This window comes from Caballeronia sp. LjRoot31 (genome assembly GCF_964253885.1).
GTDB lineage: Bacteria > Pseudomonadota > Gammaproteobacteria > Burkholderiales > Burkholderiaceae > Caballeronia.
The window spans coordinates 2766348-2787217 of sequence record NZ_CAXURX020000001.1 but is presented as its reverse complement, the minus strand read 5'-3'; the positions used below and the strand labels follow the sequence as shown (position 1 = coordinate 2787217).

The following is a 20870-nucleotide window of genomic DNA, read 5'->3' as shown; positions in this document are numbered from 1 at the left end:
TACTCGTTTGCGCCCGAAAACGTGCGCATTGACTGTGCCAGCGGGGTTTTTCCAACACGCAACGCGTCAATTCACGCGTTGCGTCCCGACTATGAAATGACCGTGTTCAATCGCCGAATCGGGGTCGAGGTTGGGCGGCCATTGGCAGCAGGTGTTCGTCTATTTCCGGCCGCGGCGCATACGTCAGCAAAGCGGCCGCGCGCAGTGGTACCGGTCCGGCGTCGCCGAGCGCGGGCCGTGGAGACGCGTCAGCTTCGCGCTTCAGGACTTCAAGATAGCCATTCTGCCAGCCGTTATAAATAGCAACGGCGGCGGCGCGATTCGGTGCACCGAGTTGTTGGAAAATGCTGCCCAAGTGGATTTTTACCGTGCCCTCGCTGATTCCAAGTGTCTTCGCAATGATCTTGTTAGTGCTGCCCATATGCACGCACCGCATGATTTGCTGCTGGCGCAGCGACAATGTGTTGAACCGTTTTGCGCCCTTTCGTAACTCTTTCGGCGTGGTATCACGACGCGGCAGGAAAACGGGCTCGAGCGTCGGATCAAGCGCGCACGCAGGAACGTAATGGCCGCCCAGCAAAACCATTTCAAGCGCACGAACAATCAGTGTGGGGTCGAGATCGCGTGGCACGACGCCGAGCACGCCGGCGCTAAGAAGCATGCGGACCTTCGCGGTTGATGCTTCGTCCACGATGATTGCCGCGGGGATCCTGGGGAAGGCGTTCAGCAGTGTGCGCAGATCTGCCATGCGCATGGCGTCGTGCCAGTCGATCACGATCATGTCAGGGTCGAGTCGAAGGACCGCGCTTGCCGCTTGCCGCCAGTCTTTCGCCTCGTTGAAACGCGCGCGCCGGTCGATATGCCTTAAAAGCGCCTTCAAACCTTCGCGACGCTCGGCTTCGGAGTTGACTATGGTGAATTTCATGCGTGCCTCGTTGTTATATGGGTTCGGCGCGATGCCCGCTTCCGGGCGGGCGATATGCGGCTGAACCGATAATGACCAATCGCGGCCGAAATTGCGCCCTGACCGAATGGCATAGGCATTACGCACAAAATCCCGGGCTGTGTTTCGCCTGGCGGTTGATTTGGTGAATTAATTTCACTTCAGGGCAGTTTTGCTAGGAGAAGTCTCGAATGCCTTCGGTTGAAGTTGGGATGATTCTCAAGTGGAAGTGTGAATACGAGACGTAATGAGACTTATCTGAAGCGCGCTTCCGTGCTGCGGCATCGCACCTGCATGGGGGTAATTTGGGTTGTTCTTGCTTGAATCCACTAGCGGCGTTGTTTTGATCTGACAACGCGGCTAGTGGCTTGAGCTTTTCACTGCTTCGCGTATCGATTTCGTCCGCTAAGTCGGTAGCGCCGCCGGAGTGGTAGATGGGGCTCGGGGGATGAAAACACGAGAAAGACGCCGCTACCCGGGGTTGCATCGCATAGACGATAGGGCGGATCAGCTGTCCTAGCCCTTCCTTGCGGTAGCGAACTCGACGCTTGGGACTGCTTTGCGAAATGGGTTTTATTTCGAGGGAGTTGGAGCGTGCCTGTTTGTTCGCGCGACGCGGGTTCCGCAGACGTCCCATGTAATTGGGTAACCGGGCGTTGCGAGTGCGACGTGCAAAAAAAACCGTCCCAATGGTCGCTTGGAACGGCTTTTTGTATCGGATCAGGAAGTTAAGATTAGACCCATCAGGATTTGCGCTGCATCTTATTCCGCAAGTCCGGATACGCTAATCTCCCGATCGCTTGCGGTGATACGAACCAGCGCAGGGCGGCAACGTTCGGCGCACGAGTCGCAACGCCTTCAACCGCTTAACTCAGTGAAAATGCGGCTGGGCTGGCTCAGCGTCTTCCGGCATTTCCGCATGGACGATCTCCCCGAGCGGATCCGCATACAGTGGCACGCCGCAATCATCGCAATATTCCGGCTCGAAACGGCCGGTGTGACGACGCACATCGGTTACGCCCGAGCGCTTCAACAACGCAACGATCTCTTCCACCGGACCATCCGCGCCTTCCAGCTCGGCCGCTTCTTCCGCCGCGCCAATTTCGCCGTTTTCCCGTCCGTAAAGCGGCCAGACGACGCCGTAGATCACGTCGTTGCTGCCGCGGCGGGTAAAGCCGATCCGATATTCGTCCACGCGTTGCTCGCCGAACCCTGCAATCACGGCGCGTAATTCGTCAGGCGTCGTGCCGAGCGTGTCGAACAGGTAGCGAACGGCGGTGCGGACCGAGTGCGGCCGAACTTGTTCGTCGGCGTCACGACATGCCGAGTAGTAGGCGTCGGGCAACAGGCATTCGAATTCGCAGCCGGGCAGGATGGCGGCAAAAGTGGCGCCCCCCTGGGCCGCCCAGTGTTCAAGGCACTGACCGCGTTCGATCCGGGTGCCGGCCGTTTCTTCTTGCCACCGAAACAGCGCTTCGCCTGCGGGCACGATGGCCATCGCAAGCAAAAAGCGCGGATCGGCGAGGATCGGTGAGGTTTCAGGCAGGTCACCGAGATTGAGGCGGGCTGGCGCGTTGCCGAGTACGGTTTGTATGAGTTGCTGCGCCACGCGCGCCGTCTCCACATGGTGGCGCGGCAACTGGTCGATGCTATAGAGATACGGCGCAACCGACACCTTGGCGCCTTCCGCGAGCACGTGGGCTTGCAGCTGAGCACGCAATGCGTCGACCACGTCGGCCTTGAGCGGTCCGGATGGAATTGAGTAGCGAGTCCATGCCAGCACGGGTGCCGCGATCAGCAATGCTTCGTGCGGCACGCCGTCGATCTCGATCGCGAACGACTCGCTTTGTGTTTCCGCCATATCGGCGAGCGCGCCGTAGGCGTCCGGGAACTTGAGTTGAAGATGGTCGAGGGCGGCATCGAGCGCAGTCTGATTGCCGTTGCGCACAATTTTCCCGAGAAGGGCGTCGAGACGCGCTTCCCAGAACCGGTCTTCTATACGGCTGCCCGATGCGAAGAGCGAGAGCGAAAGACCGACGAGCTTGTCGGCATCCGGGGGAAGTCGTTTGGCGATTCGCGAGCGCATAGGAGGCAGTTATCAGGTGCAGAGAACCTTAGATTGTAGTCGCTATGCGTCCGGTTGGACCATTAGCGCACCGCCTCTCTGCGATACCGGGTTCGCGCCTTCCTTTTGCGCCCTTTATTACGGTGAAGAAAAGCACCGCTGAAATTCTTTTCACGAACCTCTTGCGCGAGTGAGAAACGGGCACTAGAATTCCGTTCCTTCGCTTCACGAAGAGGCGAAGGGAAGTGAGAAAGTGCAAGTGGCGTGTCGCTATTGAGGATGCCGCAGAGCCAAGCAGGACGGGCTTCGCAGCGAATCAGAAAGTTCGGGTGAAGTAAAAAACCTGTTGACGGAAAGCGAAACGCAGGACATAATCTCGTTTCTGTGCTGCAGGTGCAGCGACGCGAAAGCGGCAGGGTTCTGAGGGTTGGGACTGTGCGGTGTGTAGCGAATGTTCTTTAAAAACTAACAGCCGATAAGTGTGGGCGCTTGGTGCTTGGCTTTGAGCGTGGTGGTGTTTTCCGGGGTTTCTCGGGAGATGCTGCCGTGAAGCGAAAGTATCAAGTCTCACACTAGTATTAAGGTAGGTTTTGAGCGTCTTTCCGAAAGGGAAGATGGGAGGAACTTGTCAGTACGTTGAGTGAGCGACCTATTCGCAAGAATAGAAAACAGTAACAGGCATTGAACTGAAGAGTTTGATCCTGGCTCAGATTGAACGCTGGCGGCATGCCTTACACATGCAAGTCGAACGGCAGCACGGGGGTAACCCTGGTGGCGAGTGGCGAACGGGTGAGTAATACATCGGAACGTGTCCTGTAGTGGGGGATAGCCCGGCGAAAGCCGGATTAATACCGCATACGATCTACGGAAGAAAGCGGGGGATCGAAAGACCTCGCGCTATAGGGGCGGCCGATGGCAGATTAGCTAGTTGGTGGGGTAAAGGCCTACCAAGGCGACGATCTGTAGCTGGTCTGAGAGGACGACCAGCCACACTGGGACTGAGACACGGCCCAGACTCCTACGGGAGGCAGCAGTGGGGAATTTTGGACAATGGGGGAAACCCTGATCCAGCAATGCCGCGTGTGTGAAGAAGGCCTTCGGGTTGTAAAGCACTTTTGTCCGGAAAGAAAACTTCTGCCCTAATACGGCGGGAGGATGACGGTACCGGAAGAATAAGCACCGGCTAACTACGTGCCAGCAGCCGCGGTAATACGTAGGGTGCGAGCGTTAATCGGAATTACTGGGCGTAAAGCGTGCGCAGGCGGTTCGTTAAGACAGATGTGAAATCCCCGGGCTTAACCTGGGAACTGCATTTGTGACTGGCGAGCTAGAGTATGGCAGAGGGGGGTAGAATTCCACGTGTAGCAGTGAAATGCGTAGAGATGTGGAGGAATACCGATGGCGAAGGCAGCCCCCTGGGCCAATACTGACGCTCATGCACGAAAGCGTGGGGAGCAAACAGGATTAGATACCCTGGTAGTCCACGCCCTAAACGATGTCAACTAGTTGTTGGGTCTTCATTGACTTAGTAACGTAGCTAACGCGTGAAGTTGACCGCCTGGGGAGTACGGTCGCAAGATTAAAACTCAAAGGAATTGACGGGGACCCGCACAAGCGGTGGATGATGTGGATTAATTCGATGCAACGCGAAAAACCTTACCTACCCTTGACATGGTCGGAACCCTGCTGAAAGGTGGGGGTGCTCGAAAGAGAACCGATACACAGGTGCTGCATGGCTGTCGTCAGCTCGTGTCGTGAGATGTTGGGTTAAGTCCCGCAACGAGCGCAACCCTTGTCCTTAGTTGCTACGCAAGAGCACTCTAAGGAGACTGCCGGTGACAAACCGGAGGAAGGTGGGGATGACGTCAAGTCCTCATGGCCCTTATGGGTAGGGCTTCACACGTCATACAATGGTCGGAACAGAGGGCTGCCAACCCGTGAGGGGGAGCTAATCCCAGAAAACCGATCGTAGTCCGGATCGTAGTCTGCAACTCGACTACGTGAAGCTGGAATCGCTAGTAATCGCGGATCAGCATGCCGCGGTGAATACGTTCCCGGGTCTTGTACACACCGCCCGTCACACCATGGGAGTGGGTTTTACCAGAAGTGGCTAGTCTAACCGCAAGGAGGACGGTCACCACGGTAGGATTCATGACTGGGGTGAAGTCGTAACAAGGTAGCCGTATCGGAAGGTGCGGCTGGATCACCTCCTTTCTCGAGCTCAACGTTTTGAAGTGAAGTGCTAAAGCGCTCACGCTTATCGGCTGTAAGAAGACAGGCTAAGGGTCTGTAGCTCAGTTGGTTAGAGCACCGTCTTGATAAGGCGGGGGTCGTTGGTTCGAATCCAACCAGACCCACCATTTACGTTTGTAAATGCAGACCCTCAAGCATCAAGGTACTTGGGGGATTAGCTCAGCTGGGAGAGCACCTGCTTTGCAAGCAGGGGGTCGTCGGTTCGATCCCGTCATCCTCCACCAATCACCAACGCATAGCATTCTTTATAAAGAGAGTGATTACGCATTGGCGATTGAGCCAGTCAGTAAGCAACTTAAAGCATAGCGCTTTAAGTTGTGCTGTCGTTCTTTAACAATCTGGAAGAAGTAGTAAAGAGATTCACGAAAGCATACTTAGAGATGAGTGTGTGAGTAGGTGGATCAGGGTTGTGATTGTATCAATGTATGAAAAGGTGATCGAAAGATTGCTTTGGAATACGGCGCAACACGAATACTCAACCTATAGCGGGGTGAAGAAAAACACGGTCCGGGGCAACCTGGGTAGTGTTTGGAGAGACACACTCGTTATAGGGTCAAGCGAACAAGTGCATGTGGTGGATGCCTTGGCGATCACAGGCGATGAAGGACGCGGTAGCCTGCGAAAAGCGGGGGGGAGCTGGCAAACGAGCTTTGATCCCCCGATATCCGAATGGGGAAACCCGGCCCTTCTGGGTCATCCTAGACTGAATACATAGGTCTAGTGAAGCGAACGCGGTGAACTGAAACATCTAAGTAACCGCAGGAAAAGAAATCAACCGAGATTCCCAAAGTAGTGGCGAGCGAAATGGGATCAGCCTGTACTCTTTAGCACGACCGTTAGCCGAACACTCTGGAAAGTGTGACCATAGCAGGTGATAGTCCTGTAGGCGAAAGCGGATGTGTGGAACTAGGTGTACGACAAGTAGGGCGGGACACGTGAAATCCTGTCTGAAGATGGGGGGACCATCCTCCAAGGCTAAATACTCGTGATCGACCGATAGTGAACCAGTACCGTGAGGGAAAGGCGAAAAGAACCCCGGGAGGGGAGTGAAATAGATCCTGAAACCGCATGCATACAAACAGTCGGAGCCTTGAAAGGGGTGACGGCGTACCTTTTGTATAATGGGTCAGCGACTTACGTTCAGTAGCAAGGTTAACTGATTAAGGCAGCCGTAGCGAAAGCGAGTCCGAATAGGGCGTTCAGTTGCTGGGCGTAGACCCGAAACCAAGTGATCTATCCATGGCCAGGTTGAAGGTGCGGTAACACGTACTGGAGGACCGAACCCACTAATGTTGAAAAATTAGGGGATGAGCTGTGGATAGGGGTGAAAGGCTAAACAAACTTGGAAATAGCTGGTTCTCTCCGAAAACTATTTAGGTAGTGCCTCGTGTATCACCTTCGGGGGTAGAGCACTGTCATGGTTGTGGGGTCCATTGCGGATTACTACGCCATAGCAAACTCCGAATACCGAAGAGTGCAATCACGGGAGACAGACATCGGGTGCTAACGTCCGGTGTCAAGAGGGAAACAACCCAGACCGCCAGCTAAGGTCCCCAAATATTGCTAAGTGGGAAACGAAGTGGGAAGGCTAAAACAGTCAGGAAGTTGGCTTAGAAGCAGCCATCTTTTAAAGAAAGCGTAATAGCTCACTGATCGAGTCGTCCTGCGCGGAAGATGTAACGGGGCTAAGCAATATACCGAAGCTGCGGATGCGGGATTTATCCCGCATGGTAGGAGAGCGTTCCGTAAGCCTGTGAAGGTGCATTGAAAAGTGTGCTGGAGGTATCGGAAGTGCGAATGCTGACATGAGTAGCGATAAAGGGGGTGAAAAGCCCCCTCGCCGTAAGCCCAAGGTTTCCTACGCAACGTTCATCGGCGTAGGGTGAGTCGGCCCCTAAGGCGAGGCAGAAATGCGTAGCTGATGGGAAGCAGGTTAATATTCCTGCACCATTGTTAAATGCGATGGGGGGACGGATCGCGGAAGGTTGTCCGGGTGTTGGAAGTCCCGGTCCTTGCATTGGAGAAGGCGCTTAGGCAAATCCGGGCGCGGAATTCAAGGGTGTGAGGCGAGCCGCTTAGGTGGCGAAGCAATCGGAAGTGGTTCCAAGAAAAGCCTCTAAGCTTCAGTTTAACAAGACCGTACCGCAAACCGACACAGGTGGGCGAGATGAGTATTCTAAGGCGCTTGAGAGAACTCGGGAGAAGGAACTCGGCAAATTGGTACCGTAACTTCGGGATAAGGTACGCCCCTGTAGCTTGACTGGCCTGCGCCAGGAGGGTGAAGGGGTTGCAATAAACTGGTGGCTGCGACTGTTTAATAAAAACACAGCACTCTGCAAACACGAAAGTGGACGTATAGGGTGTGACGCCTGCCCGGTGCCGGAAGATTAAATGATGGGGTGCAAGCTCTTGATTGAAGTCCCGGTAAACGGCGGCCGTAACTATAACGGTCCTAAGGTAGCGAAATTCCTTGTCGGGTAAGTTCCGACCTGCACGAATGGCGTAACGATGGCCACACTGTCTCCTCCCGAGACTCAGCGAAGTTGAAGTGTTTGTGATGATGCAATCTCCCCGCGGCTAGACGGAAAGACCCCATGAACCTTTACTGTAGCTTTGCATTGGACTTTGAACCGATCTGTGTAGGATAGGTGGGAGGCTATGAAACCGGAACGCTAGTTTCGGTGGAGCCGTCCTTGAAATACCACCCTGGTTTGTTTGAGGTTCTAACCTTGGTCCGTGATCCGGATCGGGGACAGTGCATGGTAGGCAGTTTGACTGGGGCGGTCTCCTCCCAAAGTGTAACGGAGGAGTACGAAGGTACGCTAGGTACGGTCGGAAATCGTGCTGATAGTGCAATGGCATAAGCGTGCTTAACTGCGAGACCGACAAGTCGAGCAGGTGCGAAAGCAGGTCATAGTGATCCGGTGGTTCTGTATGGAAGGGCCATCGCTCAACGGATAAAAGGTACTCTGGGGATAACAGGCTGATACCGCCCAAGAGTTCATATCGACGGCGGTGTTTGGCACCTCGATGTCGGCTCATCTCATCCTGGGGCTGTAGCCGGTCCCAAGGGTATGGCTGTTCGCCATTTAAAGAGGTACGTGAGCTGGGTTTAAAACGTCGTGAGACAGTTTGGTCCCTATCTGCCGTGGGCGTTGGATATTTGAAGGGGGCTGCTCCTAGTACGAGAGGACCGGAGTGGACGAACCTCTGGTGTACCGGTTGTCACGCCAGTGGCATCGCCGGGTAGCTATGTTCGGAAGAGATAACCGCTGAAAGCATCTAAGCGGGAAACTCGCCTTGAGATGAGATATCCCTGGAGCTTTAAGCTCCTTGAAGGGTCGTTCTAGACCAGGACGTTGATAGGTCAGGTGTGGAAGTGCAGTAATGCATTAAGCTAACTGATACTAATTGCCCGTAAGGCTTGATCCTATAACAAGTGTGTCTCCGATGGCCCAGTGCCAGACGAACGCGCAAGGTTGAGATCAGTGTTGTGCCTAGTAACAAACACAATCCAGTAACAACGAGGCGCTCTGCAAGAGTGAACTCGACTACTTCTTCCCCAGATTGGTTGTAGCGCCTAACCCGCGATACAACACCCCTTTATGCCTGATGACCATAGCGAGTCGGTACCACCCCTTCCCATCCCGAACAGGACCGTGAAACGACTCCACGCCAATGATAGTGCGGATTCCCGTGTGAAAGTAGGTAATCGTCAGGCTCCTCATCTGTTGCTCGTAACCTGTGCAGCTAAACAAAAACCCCACCCCACAAAGGTGGGGTTTTTGCGTTTCGACTCCACGGTTCAGATAGCTCATTCGAGAAGTTCTTCGCACGCGAATCACTCCTTCGATATGACCATGAGGTCTTCAGCCTGCCGTGCAAGCTTACTCAGCCGAGCGAGGAAGTCGATAGTCTCAGGCAGGCCTCAAGACTGATAACCCTAGTCTTCTCCTAGTATGCGCAAAGTAGTGAAATGCCAAAACGGCGGTGTTGAATTCGGACGCCGCTTGGTCGGCTATGCCTGAATTTAACGGCCTCTCACAGGCTCGTTGGATGTGGCCAGTTTTGCAGTGCCGTGCGGATCGCGGCGTCGAAGGGTGTTCGTTGTCCTATCTTCAAAACCTCCAGCGCATCGGATGCTAGATGGCAGTTCCGCGGGCGCGGCGTAGTATCGATCGGCGTTCGTTGTGCTGTGAGGCAGGCATCAATGTTCAGCACTTGCGCGATCCGCTGCGCAATCTCGAACTTTGTCATTGGCTCATCGCCGGACCAGTGCATCACGCCGGTAACTGATTCACTGATTTCATGGCGTTCCAACAACTGCCTGATCACAACTGCCACGTCAGGCGTGAAGGTGGGGTAGCGCGTTGCCCAAGCGTCCATCACCGCCGGCGCGGGTCCACGAGAAGATTCCACGATTGCCGGGGTCAAGCTTGTCACCGCCGACTCACCCCAGTCGATTACCGGACCATATAGCAACGGCAAACGCAGCACGCAGGACTGGGCGCTGGATCGCAGCAGCGTTTGTTCTCCGTCAAGCTTGCTGCGACCATAGGCGTTAAGGGGATTCGGTGCATCGTCCGGCTGATAGGGCGGTCGTGTACCATCGAAGACATAGTCGGTCGAGATGGAGAGGACCCACGAACCGGTCTCCTGTACGGCGCTCGCGATAAAGCCCAATGCCTCAACATTCAACGCTCGCGCGAGCATCGGGTCATTCTCACAAACGTCTGGACGCCGTTCGGCCGCAGCTACAACGATTGCGTCAGGCGCCTGGTCAGCGATGAACTCCCGAACGGCGCGCTCATCACGGATATCGAGCGTGATAGTGCTCGTGTCGCCATGACGAAACGCTGTTCGTACCACCTGCCATCGGGTTATCGCGGCTAGTTCATTTGCAACGGCGCGTCCAAGCAACCCGGACGCGCCAATCAACGCAACCTTGAATTGCGGCCCTCGAGTCATGCGGCCTTCGCCGATACGACCGTGTAGCCCGCCTCATCGATCGCTTCCTTGAGCGCATCAATGGTTTCGGTCGATGCCACCACAACACGCCCGTGCTCGAGATCCACTTGAACTTGCGCGGCGGCGTCGATTTCGTGGATAGAGCGCGTAACGGCGGCGACGCAATGCTGGCAGCTCATGCCTTCTACCTTAAATTCAGCCATATCAATTCCTTGCCTGGGTTTTGTAAGAGCGAACCATGCTATACCTTCCTATCGTTGGAAGGTGTAGAGTCTATGGAAAAATTTAGGAGTATCTGCGATGAACATTGGCGAAGCCGCTCGCGCGTCCGGTGTGACGGCCAAGATGATTCGGTACTACGAGAGTGTTGGTCTTTTGCCACCGGTTGATCGGACTACATCGGGGTACAGGATGTACGGGACCCAGGAGGTTCATGCGCTACGTTTTGTTCGGCAAGCTCGTCGGCTCGGCTTTCTCGTCGACGATATTCGCAAACTCCTGGCTTTATGGCAGGATCGGCAGCGTGCCAGCGCAGAGGTCAAGGCGATCGCGCTGGAACATGTCGCGGAGCTGGACAGGCGGATCGCGGAACTAACCGATATGCGGGACACGCTCGCTCATTTGGCGGTCAATTGCCACGGTGACGGACGACCCGATTGCCCCATTCTGGAAAGACTGGCCGGGTGATCATGTTGGTGCGGTTTGGCAAGCCCGTTCGCCAGATTTGTGCACTATAGATGTGCCAAATTAGTGTACTTACTTGAAAATTTCCAAGAAGAGTAGAGAAATCAATCACTTGTTCCAAGACGGTGCGTGCACCATTCCAAAAAAGAATGCACCCAATGCAGGCATTTCACTAACACCGGCAGCGGGGTTCGTCTATAATCCGGGTTAACCCTTTTGAGGGATATCCCTGACCCGAACCGCCGGGGATTCATTTGAAATCCTTGGAGAAAAAATCATGTTTGCATTCCTGCTCGAAAAAGTCAGCATCTGGTTTGAAACCGCCGAACGTAATCGTCGCGAAGAATATCTGGCGCAATCGTCCGATATCGTCCAACTCGAAAAGCGCATCCGCTCGTTGGAAACCGAAGGCTACTCGCTGTAATTTCAGCCGAAAACACCCGGTCGAAAAATTGAACAAGCCCCGCATGCGGGGCTTTGTCATTTTTGGGCTACTCTCGCCAATCAGGCCAGGCCGCTCACTTTTTCTGGGGATGCGTCGCGAGCCATCGCTTCATGAACGCAATCTCCTTATCCTGCGAAGCGATGATCTCCTTGGCCAAGGCCCGCAACTTGGCGTCCTTGCCGTACTTCAACTCGACCTTTGCCATCGCGACCGCGCCCTCGTGGTGCGGGATCATGTGCGCGACAAAATCATGATCGGCATCACCGGTGTACTCGACACCAGACATGCCGGACATCATCGAATGATCGGCTGCCTGAAATTCTTTCGTCGACGCGGAATCGCCCTGGCTGCCGCTTGCGGCTGACATGTCCATGCCTGCCATCGGCGCAGAGGATGCCGGCGTCTGTGCAGACGCAGCGGACATCGAGAGAACGATTGAGACTGCGAACGCGGCGGCGCCAGCGAGGAAGGTTTTCGGAAACGTCATCGAATCTCCTTGAATATCGACTTTCGGGAGCGCTAGCTTAAAGCTTGCCATCGCGGTAAGGTAAAGCGCTTTTATATGATACGAAATGAATCGGCCCGATATGCGTGCCGGTTGTCATTCATTTGCCAAGGGGGCGGTGTGAGTCCAGAACTTCGACCTGTCAAATATGTGGCGACGGCGGCGCTATGGCTTGTTTCGGGGTTGACGACGTTGGACGCATTCGGACAGGCGAGCGGTCAGCCGCTCATTCTGGATACGCAGACAGGGATTCATAGCGGCGCTGGCGGCACGGTTCTACAGACGGGTCCGTTGAATGGTTCTGGCATGGTGCCAGCGCGCCCGATGGCCACGTTGCCCGAATTGCCGCAGCAGGATCAGCAGACGATCATCGTTTCGCCTTACATCGGACTTCAGCAGGGTGGGCATCACGCCGGGCAGGGATATGGATCGTCAACGGGCTCACAGCCGTCGTCATCCAATTACCAGCATCGACCACGTACTACGTCGCCGCATTCCGGGGCCTCTTACGGCGTGCCGACCGGAAAGCAAACCCAGGCGTCCACGTCAACGCAGCCCGCAGTGCCGCAAGCAAGGCAGTCTCCGGGCCAGCCTCCCATCATCACGATACCCATCGCAACGCCCAGACCCGTCGCAGCCCCAAGCCCTGTGCCGACCGTGCCAACCCGATCGTCGGACCCACATACTGCAACCGGTGCGGTTACCACGTCGCTTGATTAACGGCGAACGGTGCAGAGGGTTCCGGTCGTTTTCAGTCGCCACGATGTTCGAGTTTGAACGCCGCCTTGCTGTCCTGACCGAGTGCGTCGACAAGATACGGCAGCGTCTCTTTCAGCGCAGCTGCGAGCGTATACGGCGGGTTCACGATAAACATGCCACTCCCGAACAGGCCAAAGCCGTCGACGGGAGGTTTGCTGACGGTCAATGACGCATGCAGCCAATTCTTGGGCTGCACTCGCTTCAATTGATCGGCGAAACGCTGGGACTCCAGCCGGGTCACTTGCGGATACCAGATTGCATAAGTGCCGGTCGCAAAGCGCTTCAGGCTTTCCTCAAGGCAGTTCAGCGTGCGCGCGTAATCGCGCTTGTCTTCATACGATGGATCGATCAGGACAAGCGCGCGGCGCGGCGGTGGTGGTAACAGCTTGATGATGCCGTCGAAACCATCGCCTTCGAAAAGCACTGCCCGCCGGCCTGCGTCGCGGAAATTGTGGCGCAGCACGTCGATTTCGGTGGAATGCAGCTCGAACAACCGCATGCGGTCCTGCTCGCGCATTACCCGCCATGCGAGATAGGGCGAGCCAGGATAGAACTGCAGCGTGCCGTCCGCGTTCAGCGCCTTGACCTCTTTGACGTAATCCTTGAGCAAACCCGGCAAATCACGCTTGGTCCAAATCTTGGCAATGCCTGTCTCGAACTCGCCCGTCTTGGTCGCGAAGCCGTCAGTCAGCGAATACACGCCGGCGCCCGCGTGGGTGTCGATATACCAGAACGCCTTGTCCTTCTGGGCAAGGTGTTGCAGCAACTGCACGACAACCGCGTGTTTCAGCACGTCTGCGTGGTTGCCTGCGTGAAAAGCGTGTCGGTAACTGAGCATGGCAAATGAGTAAGCGAGACGAGAATGAGCGCGTCCTGAGCCGGACGGACGAAGAAAGTGCCTAAGCGCCAAGATGCAAAAGCGCGCCGCGGCACTACAAGGCACACGCGGCAGGGTCGTTATTGTAGCCGACGACCCTGCCTGTCCAAGACCCAAGCGTCAGACGAACGCGTCACCCACGATTTCCTCGATGCGCTGCTTGATCTCCGGCGTGATCTTTTGCACGACGTCGATGGCCTTCATATTCTCGTGAATCTGCTCGACCCGCGATGCACCCGTAATCACCGTGCTGACATTCGGATTCAGCAAAATCCAGGCGAGTGAAAGCTGTGCCACCGAGCAGCCAAGCTGGTCGGATACTTCCGCAAGCCGCCCGACAATATTGTTTGCGCCCTTGTCCGTCAGCTTCTTGGCCAACCATTCGTAACCTTGAAGCTGCGCGCGGCTATCCGACGGAACGCCATCGCGATACTTGCCGGTGAGCAGCCCCGAAGCGAGCGGACTCCAGGTTGTCAGACCCAGCCCAATGTCTTCATAGAGGCGCTTGTATTCGTTCTCGACCCGCTTGCGATGCAGCAGGTTGTACTCGGGCTGCTCCATCACCGGTTTGTGCAGATGATGCCGCTCGGCAATGTCGTACGCCGTGCGAATTTCGTCGGCGCTCCATTCGGACGTGCCCCAATACAGCGCCTTGCCCCGCGCGATGATGTCGCTCATTGCCCATACGGTTTCCTCGATCGGCGTATGCGGATCGGGCCGATGGCAAAACACGAGGTCGACGTAATCGAGTTGCAGACGCGCAAGCGAGCCGTCAATGGCGTTATGCAGGTACTTGCGGCTGAGCGTTTGCTGCTGGTTCGGTCCTTCGTTGATGCCAAAGAAAAACTTGGTCGACACCACGTAGCTTACCCGCGGCCACGCGAGCTCTTTCAACGCGCGCCCCATGATTTCCTCGGACTTGCCTTTGGAATAGACCTCCGCGTTATCGAAGAAATTTACGCCGTGATCGCGGGCGGCAGCGAGCGACTCGCGCGCCGCGCGATGGTCGACTTGCGTACCGTAGGTGACCCACGAGCCGATCGACAATTCGCTGACCTGCAGGCCGGAACGTCCTAGCCGACGATAATTCATGTTCGTGATCTCCAGTTTTGGGTTTGAGCTGCATCAGGCGGGTTTCAAAGCTTAATCCGATTTCAGGATTCGCGCGGCGATGCCCGGCTTGGCAATCTTTGCGTTCATTGCATTTGTGATCGAACGATAACCCGGCCGAGTGACGTCGGATAGCTGACCGAAAGGCCTATGACATTTATCGAGGTTGATCGGCGCGGCATTGCGTGGTTTCATTGTTCAAACCTGAACAGAGGAGGGGTGGCAAATGACATCACTGAATACGAGTCTGGCGGGCAAGGTGGCGGTGGTCACGGGCGCGGCGAGCGGGATCGGTAAGCAGATTGCCCTGACTCTGGCCGAGGCAGGCGCAGCGGTCGCCATAGCAGATCTGAACCAGGACGCCGCCGACGCCGTGGCCGAGCAGATCAGGTCGCAGGGTGGCCGCGCATTAGGCGTGGTGATGGACGTGACCGACGAACAGGCGGTGAATACCGGTATCGATCGGGTGGCGGCGGAATTCGGCTCGGTCGATATCCTGGTGTCGAACGCCGGCGTGCAGATCGTCAATCCGATCGAAAACTACGCGTATTCCGACTGGAAGAAAATGCAGGCCATTCACGTCGACGGGGCGTTTTTGACCACGAAAGCTGCGCTCCAGCACATGTACAAGGACGATCGTGGCGGTGTCGTGATCTATATGGGATCGGTGCATTCGCACGAGGCGTCGGCGCTCAAGTCCGCGTATGTCACGGCCAAGCACGCGTTGCTCGGACTGGCCCGTGTACTGGCGAAGGAGGGCGCGAAGCATCACGTGCGCTCGCATGTGGTGTGCCCGGGTTTCGTGCGCACGCCGCTGGTCGACAAGCAGATCCCTGAGCAGGCCAAGGAGCTTGGTATCAGCGAAGAGGACGTGGTCAGGAACGTGATGCTGGGCGGCACTGTCGACGGCGTCTTCACAACGGTGGAAGACGTGGCCCAAACGGTTCTGTTCCTGGCAGGTTTCCCCACGGCCGCGCTCACGGGCCAATCGGTCGTGGTGAGCCACGGCTGGTTCATGCAGTAAGGCTTCAAACAGGAGTTTCGATGGCAGAACGAACGGGCAGTGCGCGGGGACTCAATGAATTAACAGGAACGAAGAAACGAATGAAGGCGACGAAGGAGCCTCGCCACGTGACGTCCCTTGACCTTGGCGAACCGCCCGAGGCATTTGCCTCGGGCGGTCCTGAAGTGGCCAAGCGCATCAAGTTGCCGCCGTATGAAACCATCGCGTTGATGTTGCAGGGCGGCGGGGCGCTCGGTGCTTATCAAGCGGGCGTGTATCAGGGGTTGAACGACGCCGGCATTCACCCGAACTGGATTGCGGGGATCTCCATTGGCGCATTGAACACGGCGATTATCGCGGGGAACGCGCCCGAGGATCGCGTGCCGCGTCTGCTCGAGTTTTGGGAGACGATCTGCCAGCCTGCCTTCATGCCGCCGTTGCCCGCTTTCGTAGAACACGCGTTCTTCAATTTCACCGATGAGATCCGCAAGGCTTTCACCGCGATGCAGGCCGGGAGCGCCTTGGTCGAAGGGCAGAAGGGATTCTTCGTACCGCGTTTTCCTCCGCCGTCACCGTTGGCTGCGGGAGAGCCAGGCACGGCGAGCTTCTATGACACACGGCCGCTCAAGGGGACGCTCGAACGGTTCTGCGATTTCGACCGGATCAACTCACGTGAGACGCGGGTGTCGGTGGGCGCGGTGAATGTAGCTACCGGCAATTTCGCGTATTTCGACAACACTCGCATGAAGTTGCGGGCGGAGCATTTCATGGCTTCGGGGGCGTTGCCGCCGGGTTTTGCGGCCGTCGAGATTGATGGTGAGTATTTCTGGGACGGTGGCCTGATGTCCAATACGCCGCTGTACGAGATCGTGCAGGCTACGCCGCGTCGTGACACGCTCGCGTTCCAGGTCGATTTGTGGAGCGCGCGTGGGCCGGTGCCGGACAGCATTGTCGACGTGATGGGACGCGTGAAGGACATTCAGTACTCCAGCCGGACGCGCCTGGTTACCGACACCTTGCAGCGCTCGCAGCGGTTTCGGAACGTGTTGAGGGAAGTGCTGGACAAAGTGCCGGTGGACATCCGCAACAGCGACCCGTGGTGCAAGACGGCGGAGGAACTCGCGTGTTCGAAGCGCTTTAACGTGATTCACCTCATCTACCGGCACAAGGAATACGAGGGGCACTACAAGGACTATCAATTCGGACTGTCGACCATGCGCGAGCATTGGGAAAGCGGCTTGTCCGATATCCGCGGCACGCTCTCGCATCGGGACTGGCTTGATATGCCGAACAACGATGCGGGTTTCATCACGCACGACGTTCATCGCGACGAGCGTTGATCGGGTGTCAATTTTATCGATAGGGAGCAAGCGGTGAACCGTAGACGGTTCCGCGTGCGCAGCACAGCCAGGAGCTCAAAAAAACGGCGCTCACACGGAGCGCCGTTTTCGAGACCACGAAAACCAGACTTATTTCAGCACGGTCGCGATAGCGTTGGCTACTACTTCAAGATTGCGCGTATTCAGCGCGGCCACGCAGATGCGGCCCGTGCTGACGGCGTAGATCCCGAACTCCTCGCGCAGGCGATCGACTTGCTGCGAGGTCAGGCCCGAATACGAAAACATGCCGCGCTGCTGGTTCACGAAGCCGAAGTCGCGCTGCACGCCTGCTGCCTTGATGTGCTCGACCAGACCGTTGCGCATGGCGCGAATGCGGTCACGCATTTCGCCGAGTTCCTGTTCCCACGTGGCGCGCAATTCGGGCGAAGCGAGCACCGCGGCGACAATTGAACCGCCGTGCGTCGGCGGATTCGAATAGTTTGTGCGGATCACGCGCTTGAGTTGCGACAGCACGCGCGTGGCTTCTTCCTTGGAGCTCGTGATGATCGACAGTGCACCCACGCGCTCGCCATACAGCGAGAACGATTTGGAGAACGACGACGATACAAATACGTTGATATCTGCCTTGGCGAAAAGGCGTACAGCTGCAGCGTCAGCGTCGATGTTCTCGCCGAAGCCCTGATAAGCGATATCCAGGAACGGAACCAGCGAGCGTGCCTTGACCGTTTCCACGACCTGTTGCCACTGCGCCGGGGTCAGGTCGACGCCGGTTGGGTTATGGCAGCACGCGTGCAACACGACGACTGTTCCGGCCGGGTAGCTGTTGAACGCTTCCAGCATGGCGTCGAACTTTACGCCGTGCGTGGCTGCGTCGTAGTACGGGTAGTTCAGCACGTCAAAACCCGCGTATTCGAACAACGCGCGGTGGTTTTCCCAGCTCGGGTCACTGATGGCTACTTTGCCCGCGGGATTCAGCCGCTTCAGGAAATCGGCGCCAATCTTGAGCGCGCCCGTTCCGCCCAACGCCTGAGCCGTGATCACGCGGCCGTCGGCGATCAGTTGCGAATCATTGCCGAGCAGCAGCTTTTGCACGGCTGCGTCATAAGCGGCAATGCCTTCAATGGGCAGATAACCGCGCGGCGCGGCGAGTTCCGTACGCGCTTTTTCGGCTTCGCGAACGGCGCGCAGGAGCGGAATCTTGCCTTCTTCGTTGAAATACACGCCCACGCCGAGATTGACCTTGGTCGTGCGCGGATCGGCGTTGAAGGCTTCGTTCAGGCCCAGAATAGGGTCACGGGGGGCAAGTTCGACGGCTGAGAAAAGAGACATGATTTATCGGCGGTAGTGGATAAGGCGGGCACGGGCGATCGGGATGGGGAATCGGCTGCTAATCGGCAACACAGCAGCTAAAAAGCGGCGCAAACCGGACCTCAGGGAGCCAACAGGAGCCAACAAAACTCCGTCCCATCGATGAAAACCCCAGTTCGGCATTGTAACGAATCGGCCGCCGCTTTTCGGCCTGGCGAAATGGAAGAAACGCGGGTTTTAGCCATTTTTTTCCGGCAATTTTCGGATTTTCTACAAAAACCAGAACGACGGATCACCGCGTGCCGGAATATTGCCCTCAAGCTTTCACTAACCAAAACAATCACTTGCGATTTCGTGGTACCGCCCCATCTTGGAAACATCGGGCATTGTGCGAAAGTTGGCGCAAATCGCCTGAAATCTGTTCCGTCAATCCTGATCCGCCGTCCAGACCCGCTCCAGCGTGAACCGCTAGAATGGGTGTTTGCTCTCGGCCAAGGCACCTCATCCTCATGTCCGATACCCCGCTACTCGAAACCGCCGAAACCCTCGACGAATCCAAATTCATCAGGTTTGAAGGCTCTCCGTTCCAGCTGTACCAACCGTATCCGCCGGCGGGCGACCAGCCGACGGCGATCGCAACGCTCGTGGAAGGGATTGAGGACGGCCTGTCGTTCCAGACATTGCTCGGCGTAACGGGCTCCGGCAAGACGTTCACCATGGCGAACGTGATTGCGCGCATGGGCCGGCCGGCCATTGTGTTCGCGCCGAACAAGACGCTCGCCGCGCAGCTTTACGCGGAGTTTCGCGAGTTTTTCCCTCGCAATGCCGTTGAATACTTTGTTTCTTACTACGATTATTACCAGCCGGAAGCCTACGTTCCCCAGCGCGATCTGTTTATTGAGAAGGATTCGTCGATCAACGAGCACATCGAGCAAATGCGGCTCTCGGCGACCAAAAGCCTGCTCGAGCGCCGCGATGTGGTGATCGTGGCGACAGTTTCGGCGATCTACGGTATCGGCAATCCGTCGGAATATCACAAGATGATTCTGACGCTGCGCACCGGCGACAAAATGGGGCAGCGCGACATCATCGCGCGCCTGATCGCGATGCAGTACAGCCGCAACGAAGCCGATTTTTCGCGCGGGACGTTCCGCGTGCGAGGCGACACCATCGACATCTTCCCGGCGGAGCACGCCGAAATGGCGGTGCGCGTAGAGCTGTTCGACGACGAAATTGAGTCGATGCAACTCTTCGATCCGCTCACCGGCCGCGTGCGCAACAAGATTCCGCGTTTCACCGTTTATCCGTCGTCCCACTATGTGACGCCGCGCGACACGGTCATGCGCGCCATCGAGACGATCAAGCTCGAATTGCGCGAACGGCTCGAGTTTTTCCATAAGGACGGCAAGCTGGTGGAGGCGCAACGACTCGAACAGCGCACGCGTTTCGATCTGGAAATGCTGCAGGAACTGGGTTTTTGCAAAGGCATCGAGAATTATTCGCGGCACTTTTCCGGCGCGGCGCCGGGTGAGCCGCCGCCAACGCTCGTCGATTATTTGCCGCCCGACGCGCTCATGCTGCTCGACGAGTCGCATGTGCTGATCGGTCAGTTGAACGGCATGTACAACGGCGACCGGGCGCGCAAGGAGAATCTCGTCGATTACGGTTTCCGGATGCCGTCGGCGCTGGACAACCGGCCGCTCAAGTTCAACGAATTCGAACGCAAGATGCGCCAGGCGATCTTCGTTTCGGCCACGCCGGCCGATTACGAAAACCGCACGGCGGGGCAGGTGGCCGAGCAGCTTGTGCGGCCGACCGGCCTGGTCGATCCCGATATTGAAGTGCGCCCGGCGCGCTCGCAAGTGGACGACGTGCTCGGGGAGATCAACGCGCGCGTCAAGGTGCACGAGCGCGTGCTGGTGACGGTGCTGACCAAGCGCATGGCCGAACAGCTAACCGAGTTTCTCGCGGATCACGGCGTGAAAGTGCGGTATCTGCATAGCGACATTGACACGGTCGAGCGCGTGGAAATCATCCGCGATCTGCGTCTCGGCACGTTCGACGTGCTGGTCGGGATCAATTTGCTGCGAGAAGGGCTGGATATTCCGGAAGTGTCGCTGGTCGCGATCCTTGACGCCGACAAGGAAGGGTTTCTGCGCGCGGAACGTTCGCTGATCCAGACGATCGGCCGGGCTGCCCGCAACGTGAACGGCAAGGCGATTCTCTACGGCGATAAAGTCACGGATTCGATGAAACGTGCGATCGGCGAGACTGAACGGCGCCGCACGAAGCAGATTGCGCACAATCTCGCGATGGGTATCACGCCGCGTGGCGTGACCAAGCGGATCAAGGACATCATCGACGGCGTCTATAACGCCGACGATGCCCGCGCCGAACTGAAGGAAGCCCAGACCCGCGCGAAGTTCGAGGACATGTCGGAAAAGCAGATATCGAAGGAAATCAAGCGGCTCGAAAAGCAGATGATGGATCACGCGAAAAACCTTGAATTCGAAAAAGCCGCGCAGACCCGCGACCAACTGTCACTTCTGAGGCAGCGCGTGTTTGGCGCCAATGTGGGCGACCACATTACGGGCATCAGCTAAACGTAAG

At 56.8% G+C, this 20870-nt stretch carries 14 protein-coding genes, 2 tRNA genes and 3 rRNA genes; 10 read left to right on the top strand and 9 right to left on the bottom strand.

Annotated elements, in window-relative coordinates:
* Positions 1 to 106: 106 nt before the first annotated feature.
* Complete coding sequence (locus ACSQ8V_RS12335; protein WP_213767347.1) at positions 107 to 925, bottom strand: response regulator transcription factor; 819 nt, start codon at positions 923 to 925, stop codon at positions 107 to 109.
* Between the two features lie 889 nt (positions 926 to 1814).
* On the bottom strand, positions 1815 to 3029 hold the full coding sequence (locus ACSQ8V_RS12330) for a DUF2863 family protein (protein WP_436205879.1): 1215 nt from the start codon (positions 3027 to 3029) through the stop codon (positions 1815 to 1817).
* A gap of 662 nt (positions 3030 to 3691) precedes the next feature.
* Here ACSQ8V_RS12330 and ACSQ8V_RS12325 point away from each other — a divergent pair.
* From ACSQ8V_RS12325 to rrf, 5 genes are all read left to right on the top strand, one after another.
* A 16S ribosomal RNA gene (locus tag ACSQ8V_RS12325) occupies positions 3692 to 5222 on the top strand.
* Positions 5223 to 5291: 69 nt separating this feature from the next.
* A tRNA-Ile gene (locus ACSQ8V_RS12320) sits at positions 5292 to 5368 on the top strand.
* A gap of 41 nt (positions 5369 to 5409) precedes the next feature.
* Positions 5410 to 5485, top strand: a tRNA-Ala gene (locus ACSQ8V_RS12315).
* 327 nt (positions 5486 to 5812) lie between these two features.
* Positions 5813 to 8693 (top strand): 23S ribosomal RNA (locus tag ACSQ8V_RS12310).
* Between the two features lie 176 nt (positions 8694 to 8869).
* Positions 8870 to 8982: ribosomal RNA gene (gene rrf, locus ACSQ8V_RS12305) — 5S ribosomal RNA — on the top strand.
* Together the 16S, 23S and 5S rRNA genes with 2 tRNA genes alongside form the textbook arrangement of a ribosomal RNA operon.
* 320 nt (positions 8983 to 9302) lie before the next feature.
* Here the strand turns inward: rrf and ACSQ8V_RS12300 are convergent.
* Together ACSQ8V_RS12300 and ACSQ8V_RS12295 are read right to left on the bottom strand one after the other, a co-directional pair.
* Positions 9303 to 10229: a dTDP-4-dehydrorhamnose reductase family protein gene (locus tag ACSQ8V_RS12300; RefSeq protein WP_436205878.1), complete on the bottom strand. Its 927-nt coding sequence runs from the start codon at positions 10227 to 10229 to the stop codon at positions 9303 to 9305.
* Positions 10226 to 10432 (bottom strand): cation transporter, encoded by a 207-nt coding sequence (locus ACSQ8V_RS12295; RefSeq protein WP_213761865.1) that lies wholly within the window; start codon positions 10430 to 10432, stop codon positions 10226 to 10228. The genes ACSQ8V_RS12300 and ACSQ8V_RS12295 overlap by 4 nt, the downstream gene beginning before the upstream one ends.
* Positions 10433 to 10529: 97 nt before the next feature.
* Here ACSQ8V_RS12295 and cueR point away from each other — a divergent pair, with 97 nt between their 5' ends.
* Both cueR and ACSQ8V_RS12285 read left to right on the top strand, forming a co-directional pair.
* Positions 10530 to 10916 carry a Cu(I)-responsive transcriptional regulator gene (cueR, locus tag ACSQ8V_RS12290; RefSeq protein WP_436205877.1) on the top strand — a complete coding sequence of 129 codons (387 nt, stop codon included), beginning with the start codon at positions 10530 to 10532 and terminating at the stop codon, positions 10914 to 10916.
* 274 nt (positions 10917 to 11190) lie between these two features.
* Entirely contained in the window at positions 11191 to 11337 is a 147-nt protein-coding gene (locus ACSQ8V_RS12285; RefSeq protein WP_087882081.1) for a DUF3563 family protein, read from the top strand.
* 94 nt (positions 11338 to 11431) lie between these two features.
* Here ACSQ8V_RS12285 and copM read toward each other — a convergent pair whose 3' ends face one another.
* The 4 genes from copM to ACSQ8V_RS12265 all read right to left on the bottom strand — a co-directional run bounded on the left by copM (position 11432) and on the right by ACSQ8V_RS12265 (position 14804).
* Positions 11432 to 11845 (bottom strand): CopM family metallochaperone, encoded by a 414-nt coding sequence (gene copM / locus ACSQ8V_RS12280; protein WP_436205876.1) that lies wholly within the window; start codon positions 11843 to 11845, stop codon positions 11432 to 11434.
* A gap of 769 nt (positions 11846 to 12614) precedes the next feature.
* Positions 12615 to 13460 carry a 23S rRNA (adenine(2030)-N(6))-methyltransferase RlmJ gene (locus ACSQ8V_RS12275; RefSeq protein ID WP_213761863.1) on the bottom strand — a complete coding sequence of 282 codons (846 nt, stop codon included), beginning with the start codon at positions 13458 to 13460 and terminating at the stop codon, positions 12615 to 12617.
* A 159-nt stretch (positions 13461 to 13619) separates the two neighbouring features.
* Positions 13620 to 14591 (bottom strand): potassium channel beta subunit family protein, encoded by a 972-nt coding sequence (locus ACSQ8V_RS12270; protein ID WP_436205875.1) that lies wholly within the window; start codon positions 14589 to 14591, stop codon positions 13620 to 13622.
* Between the two features lie 51 nt (positions 14592 to 14642).
* Positions 14643 to 14804 carry a hypothetical protein gene (locus ACSQ8V_RS12265; protein ID WP_436205874.1) on the bottom strand — a complete coding sequence of 54 codons (162 nt, stop codon included), beginning with the start codon at positions 14802 to 14804 and terminating at the stop codon, positions 14643 to 14645.
* A gap of 31 nt (positions 14805 to 14835) precedes the next feature.
* Between ACSQ8V_RS12265 and ACSQ8V_RS12260 the strand changes: the two genes are divergently transcribed.
* Together ACSQ8V_RS12260 and ACSQ8V_RS12255 are read left to right on the top strand one after the other, a co-directional pair.
* Positions 14836 to 15633, top strand: coding sequence for a 3-hydroxybutyrate dehydrogenase (locus tag ACSQ8V_RS12260; protein ID WP_436205873.1), 798 nt, complete (start codon positions 14836 to 14838; stop codon positions 15631 to 15633).
* A gap of 80 nt (positions 15634 to 15713) precedes the next feature.
* The gene (locus ACSQ8V_RS12255) at positions 15714 to 16952 is read left to right on the top strand and encodes a DUF3734 domain-containing protein (RefSeq protein ID WP_436206644.1); all 1239 of its coding nucleotides are present in this window, start codon (positions 15714 to 15716) and stop codon (positions 16950 to 16952) included.
* Between the two features lie 129 nt (positions 16953 to 17081).
* On the opposite strand, the gene ACSQ8V_RS12250 is transcribed toward ACSQ8V_RS12255, so the two are convergent.
* Entirely contained in the window at positions 17082 to 18281 is a 1200-nt protein-coding gene (locus ACSQ8V_RS12250; protein ID WP_436205872.1) for an amino acid aminotransferase, read from the bottom strand.
* 488 nt (positions 18282 to 18769) lie between these two features.
* Here ACSQ8V_RS12250 and uvrB point away from each other — a divergent pair, with 488 nt between their 5' ends.
* Complete coding sequence (gene uvrB, locus ACSQ8V_RS12245) at positions 18770 to 20863, top strand: excinuclease ABC subunit UvrB (protein WP_436182102.1); 2094 nt, start codon at positions 18770 to 18772, stop codon at positions 20861 to 20863.
* Positions 20864 to 20870: the final 7 nt, after the last annotated feature.